The following is a 25,854-nucleotide window of genomic DNA, read 5'->3' on the forward strand; positions in this document are numbered from 1 at the left end:
TCTAAATATTATCTTATATGGGGGCTTGATTGGAGTATGCACTTAACAAAGTAACTGACCAATTAGAATTGGCAGTCCGTGCTTCTAAATATGCTCCATACAAATGTCCTGTTTGTAGAAAAGCAGTTAGTCTTCGTAGAGGTAAGGTAAAAAAACCATATTTTGCACATTTGCCAGGTCATGGTACGCCAGAATGTGATAATTTCGTTCCCAGCCATCTTACTTTGCCTGTCAAGGGGAAAGTGAATCTCTTGGTGAAAAGGTGGATGGAGTTGCGTCTAGTTGTCTCAAACGATTTTACGGGTTGGAATTGGTCGTTAGAATTAGCTTTACCAACTTGTAATTTTTGTCGAGCCCAAATAACCCTAGATGTTGGTGGCCGGCACCAAACCCTTGATATGCGTAGCATGATAAAGCATCGCCAAATCGGTGCTGAATTGTCACTGAGCCCTTATCGGATTGTATCATTTGCCGGTACCCCTGATCCTGCGTTCATTGCTGAGGTAGAGCGGGTATGCCCAGGTCTCCCTTCGATAGGAGCCGCTGTTTTTTCCTTTGTGGCAAGCGGGGCACCAAGGGGATTTCCTATTGTGCAGCAACTAAGATGTGGAGAAATGTTTGTCTTTCTTTGGCATCAGCCTGCACAACCAGATTTTCCCGATGAATTATTAGTTGAAGAATTAGTTGGTAAGAATGGGTGGAATTTAGCCATCATTACCATTCCTGAAAACCCATCGTCTAAGTGCGCCGCTTGGCTATTACGTTTCACTCGGCTTCCTGTTGTTCCATCTAGACCTTCTATAACAACTATTTGGCCGCTATCAACTCGGAACACGAATGGTAATGAGTTCGAATGTGATCATTCTGACATAGTGCTTCTAGCTGCAAATAAGGTTCCTATTGTTACACAAGAGGGTGGGCCAATAATCCTCGCACAAAGTGCCGCTTCAACCCTCTCTGCCGTGGGGGGAAATGAATCCCCTGCATTATTTACTCTTAAACCTGATTGTAGTGAAATAGTTAAGGTGTCTAGTGCCAGTGAGCATAATATAAAAATATTTCTGGCTTTTACTTCTCATGCTGACTCTTTTACCAAGTTTCCCTCTGTAGAGTTAGTTTTTGCTAAACAAGACGGGGAGCAAGAAATTATTTCGTTGCATCAACGCCGCTGTATCGACGTTGTTACTCAAGCCAGAGAGCTTGGGTGTAAATTGGAGTACCTTTCTATGCCTCCTGGGGGAGAAGGGGTACTTAGAACTGAGGGCGAATTTCTTAGCAGTGAAATTAAGTTATTTTCGAGCGATGATGTGGCACCGCATGATAAGAGTATGCGATTGTTGCATACCAATGCGATATCCAAATTGCAGTTTTTTTTGGTAGATCCTGCATACTACGTTGATATAGATTTTGGTGGGCTAGGAAGGATTTGCCTTTCTGCTGCTTCTCATTCATTTTCATCTAATGAAAATTATCAACACCTTTCTCCATCGCTACGCTTAAGATTAATAAATTTTATTTTCCAATTTCGTCTCGCTGTTCCTGATGTCATACGTGCTAACGATATTACACTGGTGCGGGCATTGGAGAATGTAAAGTTAGAACCATATTTAATACCTCATTACCGATCATTGGTAAACGAAGTCATTACCAACGGCTTTGAAATTAAAAACTTGAGATAAGGTGTTTTCTCATGAGTTACCATTACAGCCAAGAAGCAAAGGAAAGGATCTTTAATCTAGGACAAGCTTCAGTAATTGAGTTCATCGATGAAGTGCCTTTGGATTTACGTCGTATCGTCTACAAGAATATGCCACGGATTCATGGATTTAGGCAGGGCACTCAAGCAGAACTTAAAGAGAAACAGAGGCGATTAATAGGTTTCATGTTTCGTAAGCATGCTACTATCGAAGAAGGAAAGGTATGGAAGGGTTTTTCCTTTCTTTGGGAGGCTTGGGCTCGAACTCATATTGATAAATTATTCCCATCAGTTGCTAATTCTGAAGCAGCTAGTGTATCTGGCCCTGTTTTTATTAGAGAACTCTCAGATTCTTTCCCAGATGTAGCACGAGAAGACATTGAGCGTCTATTTACTTTTAGTGGTTTTGCTGACAATCCTGATATCATAGAAACTTTTGGGAATTTTCGTTCTGCCACTGTTCTGGCCCGCGACAAGGTAATCGATGAATTTCCAATACGATTAGGAAAGTTTGAGGAACGTATTGAGCTAGTTGAAATAGCAGCTAATGATAGAGATAGTGGTTTTAAAAAACTTGAGCATACAGTGAATTTAATTGCTGAAGGTTTAGAATCATCTCAGGGAGAGATAAGTCATCTCCTTACAGTAACTGCAGAATTTTCTCGTTCTATTGATATTGAAGAGAAATTTCTTAACGAGCTAATTCAAGTTAATCAGGATATTAGTTATTTAAAGAAAAAAAACAGTGACGCTATTAATTCTATTATGTCTAAGGTGGATGGTTTTATCTTGGATATGGAAGGGTTTTCTTCACGTGAAAACATATTGAATACAGTAGTGAACGAAGTCTCTGAATTACGGGTGGCACTCAGTGAAATTGATGTGTTAGTGAATGGTAGATCAGGTTTTATCGAAGCGGAAATTTTAAATAGATTCGAGGAAAAACTCACTGCTCTCGAAGGAAATATAGCTAGAAGTAATCCAGATGCAATGGTAATGCATCGAGCTAGATTCTACCAAAATGAATTAAATGTCCCATATATTAATATACTTTCTCAAGACGTTGCATTTAATATTATCTCTTCCAATCTTCAGGCTGTTGGCCTCTCAAAGAGTTCTTCTTTTAGCGTGGCTCGATTAACTTTAGCTGCATTTATTTCAGGGCAAATAATTCAATTCTCTGGTTCTCTTGCTGATATCGTAGCTGAGGCAATTGTATCTGCTGTTGGGGCCCCTGTTTACCATGAATGGCGGGTTCCCGTAGGACTTATATCTGATGAAGCTTCTTTAGATTTCATAAACTCCAACGCTGAATCATCCAATTGCTTGATATTAAAGGGCGCTAACCTATCAGCATTTGAGGTTTATGGGACCGCAATTCGGGATATGGTCGTTCAACGTCAGTTTTTTGCAACTAAATACGATCATCTTGCGTTGATTGCAACTTGGAAGCAAGGACCCGCTGTTTTTCCAGGTGGTGGCATGCTTGCTGAATTAGGACCAGTGATTGACACTGATAGCCTAAAGATACGAGGGAGTTCAGCTAAGCTTCCTTTGATTAATTTCGGTAAACTTGCAAAAGATAAATGGTCTGAAATTGAAGGATTAGAATCAGATAATATCGATATATCTATTGAAAATCTTAAGGATTTGCTAGATGAGGCTGGTTTTGATGGTGGTAATTTATGGTGGCGGATGAGCAATCGCTTTTACACCACACTTATGAATATGCCTGGCGGGAATTATAGTTATGACGTTCATTCTATCATGATGAGTTTAGCTCTTCCTTGGGCAAGAGTTAAAGGTGGCCCTACTGAAGAGATCGCTCATATCGCGGCTCGTGAGCTAAATGCACAGTGACTTAATTACAGCTTGAGGTTGATAAATGGAATTACGGGCAGTGTCGCGCGAAGAAGCTTTGAACGTAGTCTCCGTCGCCTTAAATTGCAGATTTTCTGGTGAAGGTCTGCGAATATCAGTTGTGTCAGAATGCCTACGGAGTGCGCTATATCAGTACCTTGCACACTGGACTGGCGAGGATTGGCAGCCTATAGCTTCCATCCAGCTAACCAGTCTGGTAAGGCGAAAGTTAGTGCCGCTGTGGTCTGAAATTATAGGAATTGGCGATGATGTGCACCCCGGGGTTATGTCCATACTGGATAGTTTGGCTGAACTGGGCGATATGGTGCGATTAGAAGGGGGAAGGTGGCTAGTGGCACCAGCGCATGCAGTACGTATTGATGACAGGATGGCGATACTTTTGGGTGGAGGCCCGATAGAATCGCTTTCTCAAAATAGTGAGGTTGAAGCCTGCGGAAGGATCCGTTTAATTGAGCAATCCGCGTGCGAAAGCTGGGCTGAACTATGGGATGTAAAGGAATGGATCGGTTCTCCAGGAGAAGGAATTGAAGCTTGGTCTGCGCGGTTATTGGCTAAAATCACCTCAAAATTTATTGATGCGCCTAATGATGTTGGAGAGGTTGTGGCTTATTTACGTAGTAGGTGGCTTAATGTTACAGAACTCCCCTCCAATGAAAAAGGGATTCTATTATGTAGAACATTAATTGGAACGGGCTTTTCATATTTTTTAGGTGAGTTCTCGGCCGGACAGCTACGTAAACTAAGTACAATTGAGAATTCTGATGATGCAAGGCGACTTCGTTTCTACCTGGATACGAAAGCCAATTGTCCTTTAAAAGTGAAAGTCAACATCTCTCAGGGAGTTGTTAAAATAAGATTGATTCGACGATTACCAAAAAGAGAGTCGAAAGTACTTCTTTTAGGGTGGCGCGCCCCAGGCCTTGAAGGTGAACATCCAGGAGTTACGCATCATATTTTTCCCGAGGAATGCTTATCTATAGTACTTAAAGTATTTGATGAGCTTGGAATTATTTGGACGAAGTACTTGGAGTGAGAGAAATAGATTATGACTAATTTTTCGAAAAAATCTGAGGTTGCAGGAATACACGAAACTGCAAGAAGTCTAGCCGAGAGTCTAAGACAATATATTGAAGCACAGTATCACATTCGTGATGTGGGTCTGATCAATGAACGCCATGCATTATTAAAATATGATGCGACTATTGCACAATCTCCTTATATAGAAGCTACTCCAGTTTATAAGACGGGAACTTCGTATACTAATCTGTCCATTCCTGAGCCAGCTCGTGCGATATTAACTAAAGTATCAGAAATGAGTATTGGACTTTATCCACTGCCTTACGAGCACCAGTCACAGGCACTAGAATCTTTTCTCGGAGATGAGGCGGCAGATCTGGTCATTGCAACAGGTACTGGTTCTGGTAAGACCGAGAGTTTTCTTATGCCAATTATTGGTAAATTGGCAATTGAAGGTGCGGAGAGGGCCGAATCAGCTTCCCTTCCCGGTTGCAGGGCAATACTGTTATATCCAATGAACGCTTTGGTAAATGATCAACTAGCTCGTGTTCGTCGCCTCTTTGGTGATTCTGAAGCTTCGAAAGCAATTATGAAGGGAAGAAAGCTACCAGTTCGTTTTGGAGGATATACAGGAAGAACACCTTACCCTGGCCAGCGTAGTTCAGAAAGGGATGACCTTTTTATTAAGCCACTTTTTGAAGAGTTCTATAATAAGCTTTCAGATAATACACCGGTCAGAACGGAGCTTGAACGCATCGGCCGCTGGCCAAGTAAAGACCTAAATGCTTTTTATGGGCAAAGTTCTGTTCAGACTAAAACGTATGCTTCTGGAAAAAAAGTTGGAAAACATTACGTTGCTAAGAATTGGGCTGGGAGGCTAGTTACTCAATGCGGGGATCGCGAGTTAATGACTCGGCATGAGATGCAACAACGTTGCCCCGAACTGCTCATAACTAACTACTCAATGCTTGAGTATATGTTGATGCGGCCCATTGAGCGTAGCATTTTCGAGCAGACAAGGGATTGGCTTAAGGCTGATTCACGAAACGAGCTTGTGCTTGTGCTCGACGAAGCGCATATGTATAGAGGATCTGGGGGGGCTGAGGTGGCACTTCTTATCCGACGTCTTTGTGCACGTTTAGATATCCCTCGGGAACGCATGCGTTGCATCCTGACCAGTGCTAGTCTTGGCTCTGGTCCAACCGCAATTGATGATGGTGAACGCTTTGCCCGAGATTTAACAGGATTGTCTGAAACCTCGTCTAGAAAAATCAAAGTGATCCAAGGCACGCATGAATCCCGTCCCCTCATCCGCGTTGTAACTCATAACGAGGCAAAGGCATTAGCAACTTTCGATCTTGTCTCATTTCAGAATGTCGCTAATGAATTAGAACCTGCTATAGCTGCCATAAGTGCCCTTGCTGTAAGCCTCGGTTGGAAAAAGCCAATGTTTAAAGATCATGTATCCTTAAGCAATTGGATTTTTGAAAATCTTTCTGGTTTCGGTCCGCTTGAATTACTCATAAAAAAAGTCTCTGGCCGTGCTGTGAGATTAGACACACTGAGCGAAGAAATTTTTCCGGATTGTTCGCAAGAGATTGCAGCACGAGCAACTGACTCATTACTTGCGTTAGGGTGCTACGCACGGAGAGAGTCTGATAACCGAGTTCTTATCCCAACGCGTATGCATCTTTTTCACCGCGGCTTACCGGGACTCTACGCATGCGTAGATCCTGAGTGCGATCAAAGGTTAGGAAATCATCCTGGGCCGACAATTCTTGGAAGGCTTTATACTAGTTTATTAGACAACTGTACATGTACCTCAAAAGGAAGAGTTTATGAGTTGTTAACCCACCGGGACTGTGGTGCAGCCTTCATTCGTGGTTATGTAAGTGAAAAAATAGATTTTGTCTGGCACCAACCGAATGGTCCATTATCTGAATCTGAGGGTAGTGAAGTTGATCTCATACCTATAGAAATTTTGGTTGAAGGTAACCCTCACCCACTTAGTAGCTATCAAGATATGTGGCTACATATTTCTACAGGCCGCCTTTCCAAACTATGTCCACAAAGTGGCTCCGGGTATCGTAAGGTCTTTATTCCTGATAAGCCTACCTCAGCCACAGAAAGGACATTTGAGGAATGCCCAATTTGTTTGCGCAGAACTAAAAACGCGCAGGATGAACCTTCCAAAATCATGAATCATATTACAAAGGGTGAGGCACCTTTCACAACTTTAGTTCGGGCTCAAATATCACGTCAGCCACCGAGCCGACCGGAAGATGCTAAGCATCCTAATGGTGGAAGAAAGGTCCTCATTTTCTCAGATGGTCGACAAAAAGCTGCACGGTTAGCTCGCGATATTCCAAGAGATATAGAATTGGATTTATTTCGTCAATCAATTGCACTTGCTTGCTCAGAATTGACAAGTATCTCTTGCGAGCCACGACCAACGCCAAACCTTTATCTTGCTTTCCTGTCAGTTCTTTCTAAGCATGATCTGGAGATTTTTGATGGAGAGGATGCGAAGAAGATTGCTGCGGCTCGTATTGAATTTGAGCGTGATTGTGAAAGTGATCTTGAACAAGCGTTTGATGATGATTTCAATCCCCCTGAGACACCCTCTAGGTATAAAATTGCTTTACTTAAGCTATTATGTAGCAACTATTACTCTCTATCGGGAACAACTATAGGTTTCGTTGAACCAGCACAGTCGAAAATAAAAAAATTAAGACGAGCTGTTCAAGAGAAAGGTATTAATATAAATGATAATAGCCTTCATGCCCTTGCAGTTGCATGGATTGATACATTGCTTGGTGAGTTTGCTTATGACGCATCTTTTGATCAAACACTGCGTAGTAAAGCTGCTAGCTATTTCAAACCTATTTGGGGTAGTAAAGGACTGTTTGGGCAAAGAAGTAGGAAAGCTCTCATGCAGCTTCCAAATATAGGGGTATTTACTCTCGAGATTTTGGAAGAGGTATTCCGTGATCAATTAGCATCGGAAAAAGATGGGTTGTGGTATCTATCTCCTAACTCTCTTCATTTAAAAATAGATCTTTTGCACATTTGGAAACAGTGCAATGAATGCACTTCTCTTATGCCATTTGCTTTAGATGATTCTATTTGTCTCACCTGCGGAAGTGTTAATATTAAGACCTTGGAACCATCTGAAAGTGATTATATTAATGCTCGAAAGGGATTTTGGCGTTTGCCAGTAAAAGAGGCATTGAGACCTAATTCTAGACTTTCAAATCTTAGTGTCGAGGAACATACTGCTCAATTGTCACATAGAGATCGTGCAAGCGTTCATGCAACTACAGAACTCTATGAGCTTAGATTTCAGGATGTGCTTATCGAAGATAACGATAGGCCAATCGATGTGCTCAGTTGTACTACAACAATGGAGGTTGGAGTCGATATTGGTTCGTTAGTTGCGGTGGCGCTAAGGAACGTGCCGCCGCAGAGAGAAAACTATCAACAACGAGCAGGCCGGGCAGGTCGACGCGGTGCTTCGGTCTCAACTGTAGTTACATATTCTCAAACTGGTCCTCATGATAGTTACTATTTTCTTAATCCTGAACATATTGTTGCGGGCCCTCCAAGAACTCCTGAGGTGAAGGTGGACAACCCTAAAATTGCGAAAAGACACGTGCATTCCTACTTAGTCCAAACCTTCTTTCATGAATTAATGGAGAAAGATTCAAATAACGCAGGCCAAAATACTTCCATTTTAGAAAAAGCACTGGGAACTACACGAGAGTTTTTCCATGGGGCTATAGATACAAGTCTCAATATTGATTGTTTCGATGAATGGGTAACGAATCGTGTACTTGCAAATGATGGTGATTTGCGAATTAGTATTGAGGCTTGGCTTCCCCCATCTATTGAAACTGGTAACATTGCTCTTGGAGAATGGCTCGCTAATATATCTAAAGAGTTTTTAACTACGCTCCACAAGCTTGCTGAAAATGTTCCCTTACCACTAACCGATGGTGAAGAGCACAAAGGCAATAATGAGGGTGAAGACAAGGTCGTTGGAACAATATTCGAACAGGAAGAGCTTCTTGAATTTCTTTTTTATCATGGCTTACTGCCAAGTTACGCATTTCCGACCAGTCTTTGTAGTTTTTTGGTTGAAAAAGTAGAGAGGAATTCCAGAGGTAATTGGGATATACGTACAGTGCAGAGGCCGCAGCAGTCAATTTCTCAGGCACTTAGCGAATATGCTCCAGGCCGATTGATTGTAATTGATAAAAAGACCTACCGCTCTGGTGGTGTTTTTGCAAATTCACATAATGGGGAAATTAACAGGGCTAGAGCCCTTTTCGATAATCCCAAAAAGTTTGTCCATTGCGAGAAATGTTCTTTCGTACGTGACCCACATAAATCTCAGAAAGATAATAAAGTATGTCCTATATGTGAGGGGGGGCTTAAGGAAGAGTTAATGATTCAACCTGAAGTCTTTGGGCCTGAAAATGCCAAGGAACTTAATGAGGATGACCGAGAACAAGAAATTACCTATGCTACCGTAGCTCAATATCCACAGCCTGTTGATCCTGAAGATTTTAAATTTAATAGTTGTGGCATTCATGCTCTTTTTACTCATGCCGTGGATCAAAAGCTAGTAACTGTGAACCGTGGTAAAAATGAAGGAGATTCTAGTGGTTTCTCCGTATGCACTGAGTGTGGTGCGGCCGCTGTTTTTGATTCATATTCTCCAGTTTCCGGCCCTCATGAAAGACCTTATAAATTTATCGGAACTGGTAGCACTCCTCGTAAATGTTCTGGTGAGTTCAAGCAAGTTCTTCTTGGGCATGACTTCCGAACTGATTTACTTCTTTTAAGATTAACTGTTGCATCCCCACTTGTAACTGACACTTCAAATGTCGTAGTGTTGCGGATGCTTGAAGATGCATTATATTCAATTGCTGAAGCACTCCGACTTGCAGCAAGCCGCCATAAGCAGCTAGATCTGGATCCATCTGAATTTGGTTCCGGTTTTAGAATCCTGCCTGCTGCCGCGGGTGAGATTCAGACTCTGGATCTTTTCCTCTATGATACATTGTCAGGTGGTGCCGGCTATGCTGAGTTAGCAGCAACTCACCTTAATGAAATTCTCGAAGCGACTCTTAAATTACTAGAGGGATGCAAGTGCGATAATTCATGCACTGAATGTCTCAATCATTTCAATAACCAACATATCCAAAGCCGATTAGACAGAAAATTAGGGGCATCTTTACTTCGTTATGCAGTTTACGGTGAAGAACCATGTTGTTCTGCGCCTATGATGCAAGTTAATAAAATGTCACAACTGCGAGCTAGCTTGGAACTAGATGGTTTCCTCTGTACTGAAGGGAACGTAAAGGATTCACCTTTAAAAGTTGAATTAAATGGCCGCTCTATTGCTCTCGGTTGTTATCCTGGATTAATAGGTCGACCTGAATTTCAACATGCAGTTTATGATGCTACCAATGTCGATGCGCGGCTTGCACTAAATGAGTATCTGCTTCGCTCAAATCTTCCTGAGGCTCATCAGAAAGTCAGGAGTCTCTTACGATAGATAATTGTCGAGGTGTCTTTAAAATTAAAGACACCTCATTTTCGTCTTTGGAGTGTCATGTGTCCGTAGGCAAATCTGGCCTAAATTTTAGAACATAGTAACTGTCTATGGGCACACCAAGTATTACCCCAAGATTTAAGGAAGATGCTGTCCACCAGATTATTGAGCTGGGCTATTATATTGCCAACGTTTCAGAAGGCTAAGGCATGTCGTCGCATGGTTTTTATAAATGGGTCCGTTCACTGATCACCACTACACATGACGATTCTGAAGGTATTGAGTGTAGATGCCGATCCGCAGCAACGATGTTACGCTTTATAAAAGCTTACTCACTAATTTGATAAAGAAAAATGCATCGCTGAAGCTATTGATACCTCTGAATAAACTTTTAAACGCTATATTCGCTCTGAAGTTGGTTTTCAGGGCAGATTTATCCTGAACATTATTCCTATACAATCCCAAGAAATGCCGTGTTTCAACCAGCGCATGCCTTAACAAAGGGAGCCTGATATCTTGATTTTTCGGCTGACCCGCAAGACGAATAATCTCGGCGATCACCTCTACGTAACTGGCTGCCCGTATATCGTAGTAATCGCCCCGATGGGTGATGGACTCTGTGTTGTAGATATAGGTGTAGTCCTTGATATCCGAGAAATAGAAACGTCCATTTTCCAGTGCCAGATTAATGGTCCAGAGAATGTCTTTGTGACTTTTAGCAGATTGGAAAGATAGAGCTGTAAGTATCCCGCTTAACCGAACCATTCACTTTTAGAGATCTTCCGACATACTGATTATGTCACCTGTGGAGATCGCTATGCGTAAGATCCGATTCACCGAGCACCAGATCATCGCCGTTCTGAAGTCTGTCGAAGCCGGGCGCACCGTCAAAGATGTGTGCCGCGAAGCCGCTATTTCCGAAGCCAGCTACTACAACTGGAAGGCGAAATATGGCGGGATGGAAGCCGCTGATATCAAAAAAATCAAAGATCTTGAGGACGAGAATCGTCGTCTTAAGCAGATGTTTGCCGATCTGAGTCTGGAATGCCGGGCGCTGAAGGACGTTATTGAAAAAAAGCTCTAAAACCAGCGATAAAGCGGGAGCTTGTCAGCTATCTGACTGCACAATTTTCCATGAGCATCCGCCAGGCATGCAGGACAGTATCGCTGAGCAGGACGGTGTATTTTTATCAGCCCGATACCCGGCGTGACGAACCGGTGATCCTGGCGCTGACTGAACTGGCAGAACGCTATCCGCGATACGGATTTAAGAAGCTTTTTCAGGTACTTCGCAGGCAGGGTAACGCCTGGAATCATAAGCGTGTTCACCGGATTTACTGCCTGCTGAAACTCAATTTTCGCCGCAAGGGGAAACAACGTCTTCCGGTGCGCAATCCGGCTCCGCTGGCAACGCCGGAAGCACTCAACCAGAGCTGGTCGATTGATTTTATGCACGACGCGCTGACATGTGGCCGACGTTTTCGGACTTTCAACGTCGTGGATGATTTTAACCGTGAGGCTCTGGCCATAGAAATTGACCTGAATATCCCGGCGCAGCGGGTTGTGCGGGTGCTGGACAGGATAGTGGCAAACCGTGGATATCCGCTGAAGATGCGGATGGATAACGGCCCGGAGCTGATATCACTGGCTCTGGCACAATGGGCTGAGGACCATGGCGTGATGCTGGAATTTATCAAGCCGGGTAAGCCGACACAGAACGCGTTTATTGAGAGGTTTAACAGGACGTACCGGACAGAAATACTGGATTTTTACCTGTTCAGAACGCTGAACGAAGCACGGGAAATCACAGAGCACTGGCTGAATGAATACAACAGTGAGCGGCCCCATGAATCCCTGAATAACCTGACACCGGAAGAATACCGGCTGATGGCTGAGAAACCGGAAATCTCAAAAAGTGTGTGGAACTAAAGCTGGGATACTTACAGAGCGTGTTGCCTGATATAAGACGATCTGATGAGCTGCAACCATAGGTAATGCGGCCATTCACGGCGAGTGACGCAGTGTCTGATCCAGTCTTGGCCAGACAAGCATTGTTTATAAGGCTGTTGAGCATGAGCAGCTGTTTTGGTTGTACCAGTGCCAGTAGACCAGGCATTGCAGATAACCACATCAGCTTGAGCTTTTTTCGCCATTTGCCAGCGGGTGTAAATGAAGCCGTCTTTGACGTCATCATCTGCATCAAGAAAAATCACCCATTCGCCACGATGAATCGCTATCGCAGCTGACCTGCCCCCAGGATTAGATACAACGCTCACTTAGTAATGTCGGATCCTTCACTATCAGAATTACCCTTTCTCCAGGCCGCCGCAAATTCAGACGGCGCCTGATAATTCAGCGCGGAGTGCGGGCGGTACTCATTATAATCCTGACGCCATTCACTGATGGTTTTCCTGGCATGACTGACGTCACTGAACCAGTGTTCATTCAGGCATTCATCGCGAAAGCGTCCGTTAAAACTCTCAATAAATCCGTTCTGTGTCGGCTTGCCGGGCTGGATAAGTCGCAGCTCCACGCCATGCTCAAAGGCCCATTGATCGAGTGCGCGGCAGGTAAATTCCGGGCCCTGATCCGTTCTTATCGTCGCCGGATAGCCGCGAAACAGCGCAATGCTGTCCAGAATACGCGTGACCTGCACGCCTGAAATCCCAAAGGCAACAGTGACCGTCAGGCATTCCTTCGTGAAGTCGTCTACGAAGGTAAGGCACTTGATCCTGCGACCGGTGGCCAATGCGTCCATGACGAAATCCATCGACCAGGTCAGATTGGGTGCCGCCGGACGGAGCAGCGGCAGACGTTCTGTTGCCAGCCCTTTACGACGTCTTCTGCGTTTTACGCCCAGGCCACTGAGGTGATAAAGCCTGTACACGCGCTTATGATTAACATGTAGCCCTTCACGGCGCAGCAACTGCCAGATGCGACGGTAGCCAAAACGCCTGCGCTCCAGTGCCAGCTCAGTGATGCGCCCTGATAAATGCGCATCTGCAGCCGGGTGCTGAGCCTCATAGCGGCAGGTCGACAGAGATAAACCTGTGAGCCTGCAGGCACGACGTTGCGACAGACCGGTCGCATCACATATCAACATCACGGCTTCCCGCTTCTGGTCTGTCGTCAGTACTTTCGCCCAAGAGCCACCTGAAGCGCCTCTTTATCCAGCATGGCTTCGGCAAGCAGCTTCTTGAGTCTGGCGTTCTCTTCCTCAAGCGACTTCAGGCGCTTAACCTCAGGCACCTCCATACCGCCATACTTCTTACGCCAGGTGTAAAACGTGGCATCGGAAATGGCGTGCTTGCGGCAGAGTTCACGGGCGGATACCCCGGCTTCAGCCTCGCGGAGAATACTGATGATCTGTTGGTCGGAAAAACGCTTCTTCATGGGGATGTCCTCATGTGGCTTATGAAGACATTACTAACATCGGGGTGTACTAATCAACTGGGAGCAGGTCACCGGAACCGCTGGGGAAACCAGCGCCAAAACTGCCGCCGACTGTCGGGATCATTGAAATCACAATGTTCCACAGGAGCCATATCACAAAGATGACCACGGCAATGATCATGACAATTTTCAACCCAAGTACAGTGCCTTCACTTTTCTTTTGATCACTCATAATCAAGTTCCATTTATAATTTCCGCATCCCGATTCAAACAGTCGGTGTTAATACCTATGGATCAGTCATTTTCCCTTAGGGAAAACAGACAAAATCATATCGTCAACTATTTCAGATTGGGTTAATTCCGTTTCACCAGTAGCTGACGTGATGCCTTCGATGGTTTTTCCATCTGGCATAGTGATCCGATAAGGAACATTGCTGATGGGATCTCCGGTAAGTGAATGACTGACAATAAATTTCTCGTCAAAGCTCTCCGGCTCGAACGATTTCATCGCACTCTGCATGCTGGCCGAGCCCTGCTTGACGATGCCACCATTTTTAACCAGCAGTTTCCCCGGTCCGCCAATTTCAACGTTACCGCCTTTCAGTTTGATGTAGGCTCCGCCGCAGATCAGAACCAGCTCGTCCTGTGCTGTCACCGTCATTTTTTTCCCACTGGCAATATGCGTATCGTCCGTTGACCAGGTGGTGAATTTCCCGCCCTGCGCCTGAACGTCAATGTCGCCTTTGGCGGCAAACATTTTGGTTCCCTGACGGCTGTAGAGGCTGATTTGGTCACCGGCGGCGACGGTGAATTTCTTCGTCGCGCCGATATCCACCTGCTTACCGGCGGTCAGCGTCAGGCTGTCTTCCGCGTACAATTGCATACTGTCCCCGCTGACAATACCGACGCCTTTTGGTGCGCTTAAAAGCAAAACGGCTTGCTGAAGTTTGTCGAGTTTCTGCTGTAACAACGTCTGTTGCCGGTCGATATCCGCCGCTAATGCCTGCGCCTGTTGCGCACTGGCCGACAGGCTCTGCATTTCCACCATCGCACTGGAAAGAAGTGCTTTGGCCTGTTGCATGTCCAGTTGCTGACCTCCGGCGGAAGCCTGCACGTCGGCGGAAATAAACACACCCTTGCCGCCGCGAATGGCTACCCAGTCGTCGGTGCGCAGCTCGGCGCCGTGACCGCGGTCTTTGCGCTTGTTATCGACCAGCGCCCCCAGGTTAAGCTGGCTTTTGCCGCTGGCCGGTGTGGAAAGCTTGATGTGTTCTTTGCCTCGTGAATCATCAAGTCTTAACTTATTTCCAGAAGGAGTGCGGATGACGTTCCGCTTGTAGTTCGGTAACGCCACATGATCCGGGTGCGTTGAATCATGCAGCGCATAGGCGATATAAGGCCGGTCAACGTCGCCATTTTCGAAGGCAATCGCCACGCCGGTGGAATCCAGCAGCGGCATGTGGAAGCCGCAGGTATCACCGGAATATGGTTTGGCCAGACGCAGCCAGCAGCTCTCGAAGCCTTTCTGCCATTCGGTGCGATCGAAGCCAAACTGCGCACGGTATAAACCGTCGGCGTTGATGTGGGCGTAAGGTTCGTCCGGATGTGCGCTGGAGATACGGGCAGGCAGCGTGCCGGTGACGGTCGGCCACGGCAGCAAGGCAGGGCGATACGGATGCTGGGTATTACGCGGAACCGCGGTGAAGGTGACGAAATACGCCGTGTCGCGGGCGACGTTTTTAGAGTTCGTGGAGACAATCAGGAGGCCGTCCGGCGCTTCAGGCCAGTCTTTGCCGGGCGTGGTGATGACCATCCCCGGACGCAGCGTCATGCAGTTGGATTTTCCCTCAAAGGTGATTTGCTCACTAAGGTAACGTTCCTGACGGCGTTTGGCGTACCACATGCCCTGTCCGGGCTCGCTGCTGTATTCTTTGCCCGGTTCAGGATAGTACTCACCCCAGCGGTAATCTTCGGCAACCAGCGCGGGGTAATCCGGATTGGTGGCGGTCGTGCCAGTCATAGCACTTTGCGCGGCTGGGTAGTAATCGTCGTTAACCGTGACAGATTTCGGGATAGATTTACGGCTAACCGACATGTCCCAGACCGATTCCAGGCCACCGTCGAACATGCCCGCCGGGTTGCGAAACGGAATAGCCACCGGCTCCGGCCAGGCGTAAGAATGGTCGGCCAGCACCATTACGTCGCAGTTGTTCTCTTCGTCATATTCGAAGAAGTACGAGATGCCGCTGTCGGCCAGGCGTCGCGCTATGTGGGCGTACTCACTTTCGCCGAACTGCATCATGAATTTTTTCAGCGGATACTGATCATTGAGCGCAAACCGAAAATCCAGCCGGTCCATGTTGTAACGCAGGAAGGTATTCTCGGTCATGCTGATGATGCTGTCGTTCTGGTAAATCGCGTTATTGCTGCCCTGATTTAACCGGGTGACGCGGTGTTCCAGCGTGGCGACGTAGCGGGTTTCATCGGCAGAAGTGCTGCACTGGCGGAACTGCGTGATGACACCGGGGATGATGCGCGGTTTAACGGACTCCCACGGCTTGCCGTCGGGATACATCAGGAACAGCGCGGAATAATTGATGATATGCTGGGCGGGAATGTCTTTCACCGCGCTGGTGAACTCAATCTCATAGCGAAGAATATCGCTGATGGCCTCGCTGCCGCTGAACTTGAGCACCGAAATATCAACGCCCGGCTGCTGAGATTCCAGCCGTTTAAGTCTTAACTGGTAATGGTTGTGGATCGGTAATTTGCTGCCGGCAAGAATGTAATCTTGGATACTCATCGTTTAAGTCCTTTTAACGCTCATGGGCGTGAATACCAAAACTGAAACCAAATAACGGGCAATCACGTTATGTAAACAGCAATGACTACCTAAAGCTCTTCCTGCTTATCAATCCATAGTGCAGCAGTGGAAGGCGATTATAATTGATGCTCATAATCCAACAATGAAGAATTGATGGTGTGAATATATCAATGAGTTTAAGTTTTCTGCATCAACAGAATACTTAAAGCGCACCATTGCCTTAAATCTTCCGTTCCCGAAATGAGAAAGTAGCATAAGTCAGTGATGCACTAAAGCAAACTAGGTCACGGAAAAATGTAACGAAATTATTAATGAGGGAGGGTGTGGAGATTTATTAGGACTATTTTCGATAATCACTCGGATTTTTCTTTAGTGAAAAATCCGAGTGATTAGATGCTTGCTTATTAATTGAATGTTCACGTATTCACTAAACCAGATTTTTCTCATCAGCTGAATAAAGAACAATGGATCACTATAGAGCCCCGGAGCTAATCTCACCTTGGTTGAGTTACTCATTATATCTTTAACAAAGTGTCCAGAATGATTAGACCATTACAGTGTGAAAATTTTAGGAATTACCATATTGATCTCTCCCACTAAAATATTATTATTAAAATTACAGGTGCTAAGAAAAGTTGCTAAGAGGTCAGCAGCCTTGAGATGGAACCTCTCAGAAAAAAGTTGCGGCAGTCTCTTAAAGATTTGAGACTTAAATGGAGAAATAGCATGACACAGAAGAAAAGCACATCCAATCAGATTGATGACTACTTTAAAGCTATGAGCGAAGGCACACTGGGTGAAAGGAAGACATATTTGCAACTTTTTGCCGAACTTACCTCAACGCATAAATCGGTCAGCCGAAAGGACATCATTCGAGGCCTGGTTAAAAAGCTTGAAATGGAGAAGGACGTAACAAAGGCCGATATTTATCGCAATATACTTGAACAGATGCATGAAACTCGAGATAACGACTAGCTAAGCAGGCATAATTTTCAATGTATAAGAGAAAAAATACCGGACGAGAAAGTTACTAAATCCACTGAGTAAAAAAATTTTCAAGACTACATTAAGCATTCAATATTTATGCTGATATTAATAAGGTATTCTATTATATACCTCTGTCATTGTATACTGAAGATTCTATATTAAAATGATGAGTGCGCCATTTAGTAGGGTGGGGCTCGAGTTTATGAATATACCGTTGCTCCTTCGTAAATTTATTAGCCCAACTATCATACTTCGCTACATGCAATTTAAAAAGTGTGAAAAAAACTCATACATTGTTCCGTACAATGTATGAGTAAGCCAAGTGGCCAATACCAGGGAATCTAAAACACTATAATAAATAGTGAGTTAGTAAATTTCCTGAACCGGGATGAACTTATTGATTACAAGTGTCTGACCGAAATTTAAGTTCTAGAATTGTTGCATGTGAATGAGCTTAATTCTGTATTCCAGTAAAGTGCTTACTTTGTATTTCTGCATAGCTGACCTTAAATGAGAGCTAACTGTTTTAGGTGTTATGCCCGTTATTGTACTTATCTCATTATGGCTTAGACCTTTCCTGAGCAGATCAGAGACTTTACGTTCCTTATTTGTTAAGGCTAAATTTTCAGTTCTTACAAAAAGATTATTCCTAATTAAAGGCGAACCAAACATAACCATTTTAAAGATGTTTAAAATCTGATCTAACCCTGTGTCAGGGGCAATAAAAAGTGCATTTTCATACCCTCTTATGCCTCTCACAACTTCTGACATTGAAAAAGTACAGAAAACGATCACTGCTCCTCCTCTATCAAGCGAAGGGCTACGTTCAGGTAACTTTTCAAATATGCTCCTGGAAGATAAGACGACAATATCAGCTTGAAAATAATCGTTATATCTTGACTCATGTCGATTAATGAGCCTTACATTTACTACATGAGAATGATATATATCATCTAAAAGTTTTTGCAAGCCAACCTTAAAGTAATAATCCTTGCAGTAAATAGAAAAAAGTGAATTTCCATATGACAACATATTCAAAGTCCATATTAATAGCAACAGCTCTAGCGAATTGCAATTGAATATCTTAAGCAATCGCTAATAAAAAAACTTAAAGATCGTTATCCTTTTTACCAACAGGAACTAACTAAAGCAACTCGTCAAAGCTGTAAGGAGAAATGACATAATGAGCATAATCCTAATATCGAAAACGAAATAGTGGCTTCTCTTTAAATTAACAAACCAAAAAAAATAGGAATATTCATACTGCACGTTGTGCCCAATTAGGATTGAAGCGATATAAACTAGGATTTTTCACATGCTGCAAGAAATAATAACATAAGTGATTAATCATAATCATAAATCACTAATTGCTAGCAACGATAGATACAATCACATTGATAGAAATTAACATTTTAAACGCCTTGATAATTTAAAATGAATAATCAATTCATTCCAAAGAATGCCCCGTTGTGGACGTTTCATCATGGTTGAAGTGAAGACGTTACTCACCCCACGGTGGGCGGAATAAGATATGCAAAAAGACAATTAAGTATAGAGTTCACTGACATCTTCCATTTCGCGTTGTTAGATTCCTGATATAAATCATGGTGACTAACTCAATTAAAGCCATCGAGAGTATCGATATGTGAAAGCTTTACTCTGTACTCTAACAAAGTCTTAACTTTAAATTTGGTCATGGCTGATCTTAAATGTAAACTCACAGTCTTTGGGTTAATGCCTGTAAATTGACTAATATCATGTTGATTTAGTCCTTTACTCAATAGTGAAGACACACGCATTTCATTACAGGTCAAGGGGGCCAAACCCGTCTTTGTAAACAAAGATTTTTTTGCTCCTTCCGTGCCAAACACTAGCACACAAAAACTCTGAGCTAACTTCTCCAGTTTGACATCCATCGGAATACACGAAACGAGATCGTATCCTGTAATACCGGTGAGTATGTGTGTCATTGAGTCAGAACAAAATATTATTGCAGCGTGATTCTTTTTTTTCTTAAGAATTTGTTCAGGTATTTTCTCATATATAGCCTTAGAAGACAGAACTATGATGTCAACGACAAAATAGTCAGCGAGCTCTAATTCGAATGGAATGCCATTATTAACAGGCAATTTAACTGATGAACATATGTCCTTAAAGATTTCTTGTAATCCTATTTTAAAAAAACGATCTTCACAATGAATAGAAAATAAACAACTCCCAATTACAAACATAATCAGACCTAGTTATTGAATTTAATCTTGATATAAAATAAAATATCCGCAGCATGGCTAAAATGCATATTGTAATTAAAAAAAACACTTTAACCATCATGCATATAGAATATTTCCCATATCATTAATGAACGCCAAAAGGGAATGCTAAGTATTTCTATCTCAGAATTTTATATTACTGTTCCTGACAGGATAGTAGTGAGTGATGTTTATCATGACACTGTTTAACTAAACAGCAGTCTAACAACATCAAAGATAAAAACTTAATCCACTATTGATAACGATTTATAAATCTTTAAGATTACTGAGCCCTGCCTGCCTTACAGAACTCCGCACGTATTTATATTATTAACGCATTGTTAGTCATAAATTTAAAATCAATGTAATAATATTTCATTATCGTGTAAATTAATGTTTATGTTGGCGTTATTTATCTTGATGTGAGGAATAAGATATGTAAATTAATGAATTTTTGTACACTTAAAGTAGTTGGATGTAATTGGACATGGTTTTTTATATTCTCCGGGAAAAGGCTCGTGTTCATTTAGACTCAAAGAAACATTATATTCATGAAATCAGAGCGAGCTGAGATATTCCATGATGTAGTAGTTATCACTGTGCAAGCTTCAATAAAATTAGCGTATTAATAACCAGACATCACTGCGTTTTCTGCCCGGCTGCGGCCACCGAAGCCTCAGGGTTTATATCCAAACCCCATCCGGGGCATGGATTTTGTTTTTATGCGTTGTTTGACAGGCGACGACTGCGCCTGTTGACAGTTATAAAACCTTACACCCGCGAATGCCTGGGAATATGTGTGGGAAAGGATCAGCATTGGGCAGCAGTGGACAGAAGTGGCTGGGATGCTGACAACCACGCGCTCAGGCTCTTTTTACCGTATTTGCAGAGAATCGATACATAATGTTGCTAGGTTATTGATAGGAATAAGTAATGCCTATCAATGATTTTGCAGTACCACTCTTTAAGTCTTTTGATGTATCACGGACGTAACTAAATCCTAAAGTAAGTGTCATCGGAAGGTTTTTGTCAGAACCCACAACACCGCCGCTGTTGCCAATAAAATACTTAGTCTGGCCGGGGATATCTTTTGCTGAGCCATCAGGACCGAAAGAAAGCTGGGTTCCGGAAGAATTCGTTAATGTGAAACCTATACCCGAAGCTGTTGAATCAGAGGTTAAGGAGGTGATAGTGCTTCGATTAGCAGGATTATTTAAATCTGAAACTGAGTAATACAGTGCGATGCTTGGATCGCAAACAAGCGAGAATGTTACCTGCTGAGTATTTATTAATTGTGATGCAGCCGAATTGAGTAAAGAAGACATGGCCACAGCCCCCATGTCAACAGAAGCTGTCACGACATTTGGGGTACAAGTTCTAATTGAAGCTCTTACATTTGCGCTACCTGTACTAATATGAATAATTTCCTGGAGGGTATTTGTTTCATCGTAACATTCGAAACGGAACATTTCTTGCCCCGGAATTAAGGTATAGCCATCATTAGGGCGGTCTGAACCTTTCCAAATATACGAACCATAAGTAGTAGGTATTCCATTATAAACGCGTGCACCATTATCATAATTACCACTCCAGACAGTAGTTCTGACTGTTTGTCCGTAAGTTATCATCGCTGCATTAGATGACACATTATAAAAGGGAATTAGTGCAAACCCCGGTGCGCCAGTATCAAACAAATACATAACACTAGAACCTGCACTTGAATAAGTCTGACCTAAATAGCTTGCAACTGGAACGTAATCAACCCTTCTAAGGCTATAATTAATTGTATTGTTCGAACATATTTTTACCTGCCTGCCTATCCCCGAACCAGCTAAGACAGTAGCAAATGCCATGCTATCCGCAGCATTATTAATAACAATGTCCCCAGAAGTATAATTCCTCGAGTAATAAGACTCAACTACAGCAAGACCTTCTTTAGGAAAACAAATTAAGGTTAATACTATAAAAAAAGGGAACAAGTAAGTGCTTTTGTTCATGATTCATCCTTATAATCAACTATTAAAATTATTCATATGTATTTTTTTAAGTATTGAGTCATCATCGTCGACTACAAAAACCCAAAAATTACATTTCTTCAATTTGCAAAATTTACTTACATTGACTTTCCCTTCAGGAATTAAAGTTATTCTACTGCCTGTTTTCTCAGTGCTCGACTCTTTTATATTAATAGTCAAAACGAAATTGGAATGATTGCTTAACCAAAAAATGTCATTACCTTCTTTTACCAAGGCAAGGAACCTAGGATCAAACTTTGAGAGATTATCATGTCTGTATATCAAATTAAAATGTGACCTCAGTGCCAATGATATTGTACTGAAATCCTTCATTTTCTTTGAGTTGGGTATAAATGCAATAGTCAGTGAATATAGTTGGTCGGCTTTAATATTTTCTATTTTATCTGGGATCAGCATCTGTATATTAGATGTGTTCTTAGCAAGTAAAAATAAAGGAGGGGTTACGACAAAGCGACCTTCATCGTTTCCAGAAATATTGGTTTTGACTAAATAATCATTTTCATTGTCATTGATGATTTTTATAGGCAAACTTTTGGTATTTTGAGTAATTATAAAACGGGTTCCGACGACAGAAACACCTGCCAGAGAGTCCGCACTCAATATAATCAGAGACAATATTAAGATAAAAACTATTCTAGTCATAGGAGATTTCAAATGATGTGACGCCCGTGACTTTTCCGGGAGACATTTCGCCAGATGTTTTAACATAGGCAGCGTAGAAACTTAGTTTATTAATATCCGATGAATGAGTTAAATTAAAGCTACTAAAATTATTCCTGATGTCCAGGTTAGTTATATTCATGTCATATAATCCAATGGCTACACCATTTGCTTCACCCTCTGCACCAGAATTAATCTGAAGCAAATTAGGCATTTTCTCATCGCTAGCTCCAGTAAATCTCACGTTGACTGTGTTAATTTCTAAAGGACAATTTTCAATTATTATATTAAATGGTGTGAGACCAAAAGGGACTCCTAAATTCTTACCATTTAAGAGTCCAGTCGTCATGTTAACAACGGAGTTATCGCTCCCGGAAGAAAGAGAGCAAGTTGATGAGCTCAACTTTGCACTGATATTTATAGTTATCTGCTCAGCACTACCTGGAAAACAGGTAAAAATAAAACCCAGACAAATTAAAAATTGTTTAATCATAATACATATCCAGGAAAAGTACTGATGACGCGTCACCAGCTGCAACAGGGACTGCGACCGCTCTGTATTGCAAGAAGAATTTTAAATTATATTTTTCGGTCGTTACAGGTGAACCCAGGGCTAACTTGGTATTCAAAGGAATTCGGTTACCTTTGTCATCTAATATTTCAATAGCAAGCCCTTGCGCAAGAGGTTCCGACATATCTGGCTGGCCCTTAATCTTTAGCAACGTCGGATCCAGTTCATTGGCCTCACCTGTAAATTGGTAAGAAATGTTGCTCGAAGTACCCAGGCAGTCTAAACCAATGTCTATCTCTTCCTTATTACTCACATTCCCTGGCGCTTTGAAGGCAGATGTATTCAAGTCAGAAAAAACAACATTCTTGGTGAGGTCTTCACTATTTACATTACAATTTTGATCTCTCAAGGCGCCATTGATACTCACCATCACATCAGCAGCGTAACTGCGTAGGTGTATAGCGTTGATCAGAACAAACAAGAACATATACTGGAAAAATTTAAGTTTCAATGCACATTCTCCTCAATGACATTCGACCTGAGTTCTATTTATTGTTCTGGATTTAAAATTCTCGTCATAATGTATTACAAATTGACAAGTGTCCTCATCATCCCATTTTACTTTATATGTGGCATTGTTACTGACTCCAGTCAGATATACTGTTCCATCATCATTGGCAATAGCGAATGAGTTATTTCCTTCTTCGCTCACGATTGTTCCAAATCGTATAGGTTTGTTTTTATATTTAACCGAAACTAAGAAGTTATAGCCTCTTTTAACATCAAAAACTACTTTCGAGACAGCGCCTCGCGTTGGCGCCACTTTGATAACTCTGCCTTCTACATCAAAGTCATCACCAAATGTTAAAGGATCCAATTCAACATCATTATAATGATATGGCGATGCATAGGGGATAAGAGCATACCCATGCTTATCTATAGTAATGTTTTCTCCTGCCCGGTTAATTCTTGCTCCGCTAGCACCAGCAGCTTCAACCAGGATCGCAGTGTCATTCGCTTGTTGAGAGAAAACAATACCATTTTCATGTGCTAAAATAGAACCGCTAACTCCGTAATCTGCTTGTTTTGTTACAGGGGAGAATGTTAAACCTGATTTAAATCTCGCATAATCAGACCTATAATTAGCGGAAAGATATGTTGTATTGTTATCATGTTCTCTGTTAATACTTTGATTTATATTATAATCCATTCTATTGTCTAACGCAGTACCATACAAGCTTGTATTATTATTGTATGTCCCATCCTGTTTGTTATAAGTATAGCTATTGGAAATATATGCAATGTTGTTCCGCCCGCGACCGGAAAGGGGTATGGTAAAAGATACAAAAAACAAATTATTTTTTGTTTTATTGTACTCATATTTATTAAAACTTAAGGACAGCATCATGTTATTGAGTTTGTTAAAGGTTTTATTCCAACCTGCTTGAATGTTTTTCGATGTACCGCCGTTCCAATATTCCGTAGTATTACCCCATAGAGATAACTGCCCAAAATTGTTTAGATTTTGGGATATATTCCACTGATATGAAGCTTTCCTTGCACCGGAATAATTATAGTTCACTGACTCTCCAGTAAGCGGGTCAATATACTGGTTGTTATTTTTTTGAACCGCTTCATTAAGTGAGTAATAATTAGATGTTGAATATCTATAGCCGGTTATCTGTATATTTGTTCCAATATCCTGGAAAGACTTTGAGTACAACACTCTATAGGATTGTCCAACTTCTTTGTCATGCGCATCCTCAGTGTAATACGAATTGATGGCATCAAATGATAGCGCACCAATCCCACCTAAATCTTTTGCTAAACCGAGTCCTAAGGATCGATAATTTCCTGATAACTGAGTGCCACCATAAATTGTAGTTTCATGCGGCAAGCCAAATGAAGCAGAACCTTGAAAAAATGATGCTTTCCTGGCAGCCTGGAGATCAAGTTCGCCTGCTGTAGCAGAATAATTATATAGTCCCGTTTTTAACAAATTAGGCAATGTAGAGTAGGGAATTATAAAATTTTTAACAGTACCGTCTGCAGCAATGAGTTCTACCTGATAATCACCACTGCTACCTACCGGGTTCAAATCCTTAATATCGTAGGGGCCTGCATCAACATAAGTTTGGTATACAATTACACCATTTTGTCTAATTGTTAACTTAGAGCGGCTATCTGCTATACCTTTAATCGGAGGTGAATACCCTCTTTCACTTTCCGGACGCATTTCTTCAGATGTAGCCAGTGTAACACCAGTATAGGTAAGTGAATCAAATAAATTAGATCCTAATGAATTTTGACCTATGATTAGATTGCTTTTAAGCCCCTGAATAGCTCTGCTCGCAAAGACGTTATTTATCTTTTTTTCATTGTGATGACTTACACCGTAATGACTCTGATTCCAGTAGATATTACCATTAAAACGCCATGCTCCGTAGTTCAGCTTATTATTAAAGCTAAAATAAGACGATGAAAAATTGGAGTTATTTGTGTTTTTTGAGTTACTCCCGGTAAAGTCATAATTACTAATAAATACGGGAATACCATCATCCCAGTCTCTTACATCAGCCAGGCTAGAGCGTGTGGCATCAAGATATATTTGAGGTATAGATATTCTCAGAAGCAGCTTCGACATCTCGACCTGATACGATGAGCCACTAACATTTTTTTGTAAGTCTATGCATTTACTATTATCTCCAATAGCTCGCAATTTCTTTTTTAGACTATCGTTAATTGGCATAAGGTCAACTAACTCAGATGTGAAGCACGGTTCAACTTTTTTTTCCTTCGAATTCACTTCGACAAAACGAATTTTACTGTTCTTGATGAATTTGTCGCCTACATAAACATCAAAATAATAAACGCCAGGTGTAACGTTATTATTTTTAGATATAAATGATAAATCATGCAGAGAAGCTACATCACTACCTAAGAACAATGGATTGAAATAATCCTCAGCATGTACCTGAGCTATGCGTACAAAAAGCAAAGCAAATGTAATAAATCTTAAGGAATACATTTCTAGATCCAA

General features: G+C 42.3%; 18 protein-coding genes. 6 read left to right on the plus strand and 12 right to left on the minus strand.

Annotated elements, in window-relative coordinates:
• Window positions 1-29 precede the first annotated feature (29 nt).
• The 4 genes from EC840_RS17680 to EC840_RS17695 all read left to right on the plus strand — a co-directional run bounded on the left by EC840_RS17680 (window position 30) and on the right by EC840_RS17695 (window position 10,157).
• Entirely contained in the window at window positions 30-1,679 is a 1,650-nt protein-coding gene (locus EC840_RS17680) for a hypothetical protein (RefSeq protein ID WP_132966375.1), read from the plus strand.
• Between the two features lie 11 nt (window positions 1,680-1,690).
• Window positions 1,691-3,556: a hypothetical protein gene (locus tag EC840_RS17685; protein ID WP_132966377.1), complete on the plus strand. Its 1,866-nt coding sequence runs from the start codon at window positions 1,691-1,693 to the stop codon at window positions 3,554-3,556.
• Window positions 3,557-3,788: 232 nt separating this feature from the next.
• The gene (locus EC840_RS17690; RefSeq protein ID WP_243701085.1) at window positions 3,789-4,610 is read left to right on the plus strand and encodes a hypothetical protein; all 822 of its coding nucleotides are present in this window, start codon (window positions 3,789-3,791) and stop codon (window positions 4,608-4,610) included.
• Between the two features lie 12 nt (window positions 4,611-4,622).
• Window positions 4,623-10,157, plus strand: a complete 5,535-nt coding sequence (locus tag EC840_RS17695; RefSeq protein WP_132966381.1) for a DEAD/DEAH box helicase — start codon at window positions 4,623-4,625, stop codon at window positions 10,155-10,157.
• 315 nt (window positions 10,158-10,472) lie between these two features.
• Here EC840_RS17695 and EC840_RS17700 read toward each other — a convergent pair whose 3' ends face one another.
• Window positions 10,473-10,919, minus strand: coding sequence for a hypothetical protein (locus EC840_RS17700; RefSeq protein WP_132966383.1), 447 nt, complete (start codon window positions 10,917-10,919; stop codon window positions 10,473-10,475).
• A 52-nt stretch (window positions 10,920-10,971) separates the two neighbouring features.
• On the opposite strand from EC840_RS17700, the gene EC840_RS17705 reads away from it, so the two are divergent.
• A protein-coding gene (locus EC840_RS17705) for an IS3 family transposase (protein ID WP_132966385.1) occupies window positions 10,972-12,083 on the plus strand; the annotation gives its coding sequence in 2 pieces (ribosomal slippage) (window positions 10,972-11,233 and window positions 11,233-12,083; 1,113 coding nt in all).
• 11 nt (window positions 12,084-12,094) lie between these two features.
• Here EC840_RS17705 and EC840_RS17710 read toward each other — a convergent pair.
• The 4 genes from EC840_RS17710 to vgrG form a co-directional block, all read right to left on the minus strand.
• Window positions 12,095-12,430, minus strand: a complete 336-nt coding sequence (locus EC840_RS17710) for a glycosyltransferase (protein ID WP_132966387.1) — start codon at window positions 12,428-12,430, stop codon at window positions 12,095-12,097.
• A protein-coding gene (locus tag EC840_RS17715; RefSeq protein ID WP_132966389.1) for an IS3 family transposase occupies window positions 12,427-13,547 on the minus strand; the annotation gives its coding sequence in 2 pieces (ribosomal slippage) (window positions 12,427-13,289 and window positions 13,289-13,547; 1,122 coding nt in all). Before EC840_RS17715 ends, EC840_RS17710 begins: the two co-directional genes overlap by 4 nt.
• A 49-nt stretch (window positions 13,548-13,596) precedes the next feature.
• The gene (locus tag EC840_RS25295) at window positions 13,597-13,779 is read right to left on the minus strand and encodes a hypothetical protein (protein ID WP_165929046.1); all 183 of its coding nucleotides are present in this window, start codon (window positions 13,777-13,779) and stop codon (window positions 13,597-13,599) included.
• A gap of 66 nt (window positions 13,780-13,845) precedes the next feature.
• A complete protein-coding gene (vgrG, locus tag EC840_RS17720) occupies window positions 13,846-16,350 on the minus strand; it encodes a type VI secretion system Vgr family protein (protein WP_132966391.1) in 2,505 nt (834 codons plus the stop codon).
• Window positions 16,351-17,097: 747 nt separating this feature from the next.
• Between vgrG and EC840_RS17725 the strand changes: the two genes are divergently transcribed.
• Window positions 17,098-17,346: a biofilm development regulator YmgB/AriR family protein gene (locus EC840_RS17725; RefSeq protein WP_159281389.1), complete on the plus strand. Its 249-nt coding sequence runs from the start codon at window positions 17,098-17,100 to the stop codon at window positions 17,344-17,346.
• Between the two features lie 441 nt (window positions 17,347-17,787).
• Here EC840_RS17725 and EC840_RS17730 read toward each other — a convergent pair whose 3' ends face one another.
• From EC840_RS17730 to EC840_RS17760, 7 genes are all read right to left on the minus strand, one after another.
• A complete protein-coding gene (locus EC840_RS17730; RefSeq protein ID WP_132966393.1) occupies window positions 17,788-18,390 on the minus strand; it encodes a LuxR C-terminal-related transcriptional regulator in 603 nt (200 codons plus the stop codon).
• Window positions 18,391-18,974: 584 nt separating this feature from the next.
• Window positions 18,975-19,589 (minus strand): helix-turn-helix transcriptional regulator, encoded by a 615-nt coding sequence (locus EC840_RS17735; protein WP_132966395.1) that lies wholly within the window; start codon window positions 19,587-19,589, stop codon window positions 18,975-18,977.
• Window positions 19,590-20,521: 932 nt separating this feature from the next.
• Complete coding sequence (locus EC840_RS17740) at window positions 20,522-21,604, minus strand: fimbrial protein (protein WP_132966397.1); 1,083 nt, start codon at window positions 21,602-21,604, stop codon at window positions 20,522-20,524.
• 15 nt (window positions 21,605-21,619) lie between these two features.
• Window positions 21,620-22,285 carry a fimbria/pilus periplasmic chaperone gene (locus EC840_RS17745; RefSeq protein WP_165929047.1) on the minus strand — a complete coding sequence of 222 codons (666 nt, stop codon included), beginning with the start codon at window positions 22,283-22,285 and terminating at the stop codon, window positions 21,620-21,622.
• On the minus strand, window positions 22,278-22,796 hold the full coding sequence (locus tag EC840_RS17750) for a fimbrial protein (RefSeq protein ID WP_113876265.1): 519 nt from the start codon (window positions 22,794-22,796) through the stop codon (window positions 22,278-22,280). The genes EC840_RS17745 and EC840_RS17750 overlap by 8 nt, the downstream gene beginning before the upstream one ends.
• A complete protein-coding gene (locus EC840_RS17755; protein WP_113876266.1) occupies window positions 22,789-23,325 on the minus strand; it encodes a fimbrial protein in 537 nt (178 codons plus the stop codon). The genes EC840_RS17750 and EC840_RS17755 overlap by 8 nt, the downstream gene beginning before the upstream one ends.
• 12 nt (window positions 23,326-23,337) lie before the next feature.
• Window positions 23,338-25,842 carry a fimbria/pilus outer membrane usher protein gene (locus tag EC840_RS17760; RefSeq protein WP_132966401.1) on the minus strand — a complete coding sequence of 835 codons (2,505 nt, stop codon included), beginning with the start codon at window positions 25,840-25,842 and terminating at the stop codon, window positions 23,338-23,340.
• Between the last annotated feature and the right edge of the window lie 12 nt (window positions 25,843-25,854).

Source organism: Rahnella sp. JUb53 (assembly GCF_004346065.1).
GTDB lineage: Bacteria > Pseudomonadota > Gammaproteobacteria > Enterobacterales > Enterobacteriaceae > Rahnella > Rahnella variigena.

Excerpts from the sequence above, each read along its gene's own strand:
- EC840_RS17685 (WP_132966377.1), top strand. The coding sequence starts at position 1,691 with ATGAGTTACCATTACAGCCAAGAAGCAAAGGAAAGGATCTTTAATCTA.
- EC840_RS17695 (WP_132966381.1), top strand. The coding sequence starts at position 4,623 with ATGACTAATTTTTCGAAAAAATCTGAGGTTGCAGGAATACACGAAACT.
- EC840_RS17700 (WP_132966383.1), bottom strand. The coding sequence starts at position 10,919 with ATGGTTCGGTTAAGCGGGATACTTACAGCTCTATCTTTCCAATCTGCT.
- EC840_RS25295 (WP_165929046.1), bottom strand. The coding sequence starts at position 13,779 with ATGAGTGATCAAAAGAAAAGTGAAGGCACTGTACTTGGGTTGAAAATT.
- vgrG (WP_132966391.1), bottom strand. The coding sequence starts at position 16,350 with ATGAGTATCCAAGATTACATTCTTGCCGGCAGCAAATTACCGATCCAC.
- EC840_RS17725 (WP_159281389.1), top strand. The coding sequence starts at position 17,098 with ATGACACAGAAGAAAAGCACATCCAATCAGATTGATGACTACTTTAAA.
- EC840_RS17730 (WP_132966393.1), bottom strand. The coding sequence starts at position 18,390 with ATGTTGTCATATGGAAATTCACTTTTTTCTATTTACTGCAAGGATTAT.
- EC840_RS17735 (WP_132966395.1), bottom strand. The coding sequence starts at position 19,589 with ATGTTTGTAATTGGGAGTTGTTTATTTTCTATTCATTGTGAAGATCGT.
- EC840_RS17740 (WP_132966397.1), bottom strand. The coding sequence starts at position 21,604 with ATGAACAAAAGCACTTACTTGTTCCCTTTTTTTATAGTATTAACCTTA.
- EC840_RS17745 (WP_165929047.1), bottom strand. The coding sequence starts at position 22,285 with ATGACTAGAATAGTTTTTATCTTAATATTGTCTCTGATTATATTGAGT.
- EC840_RS17750 (WP_113876265.1), bottom strand. The coding sequence starts at position 22,796 with ATGATTAAACAATTTTTAATTTGTCTGGGTTTTATTTTTACCTGTTTT.
- EC840_RS17760 (WP_132966401.1), bottom strand. The coding sequence starts at position 25,842 with ATGTATTCCTTAAGATTTATTACATTTGCTTTGCTTTTTGTACGCATA.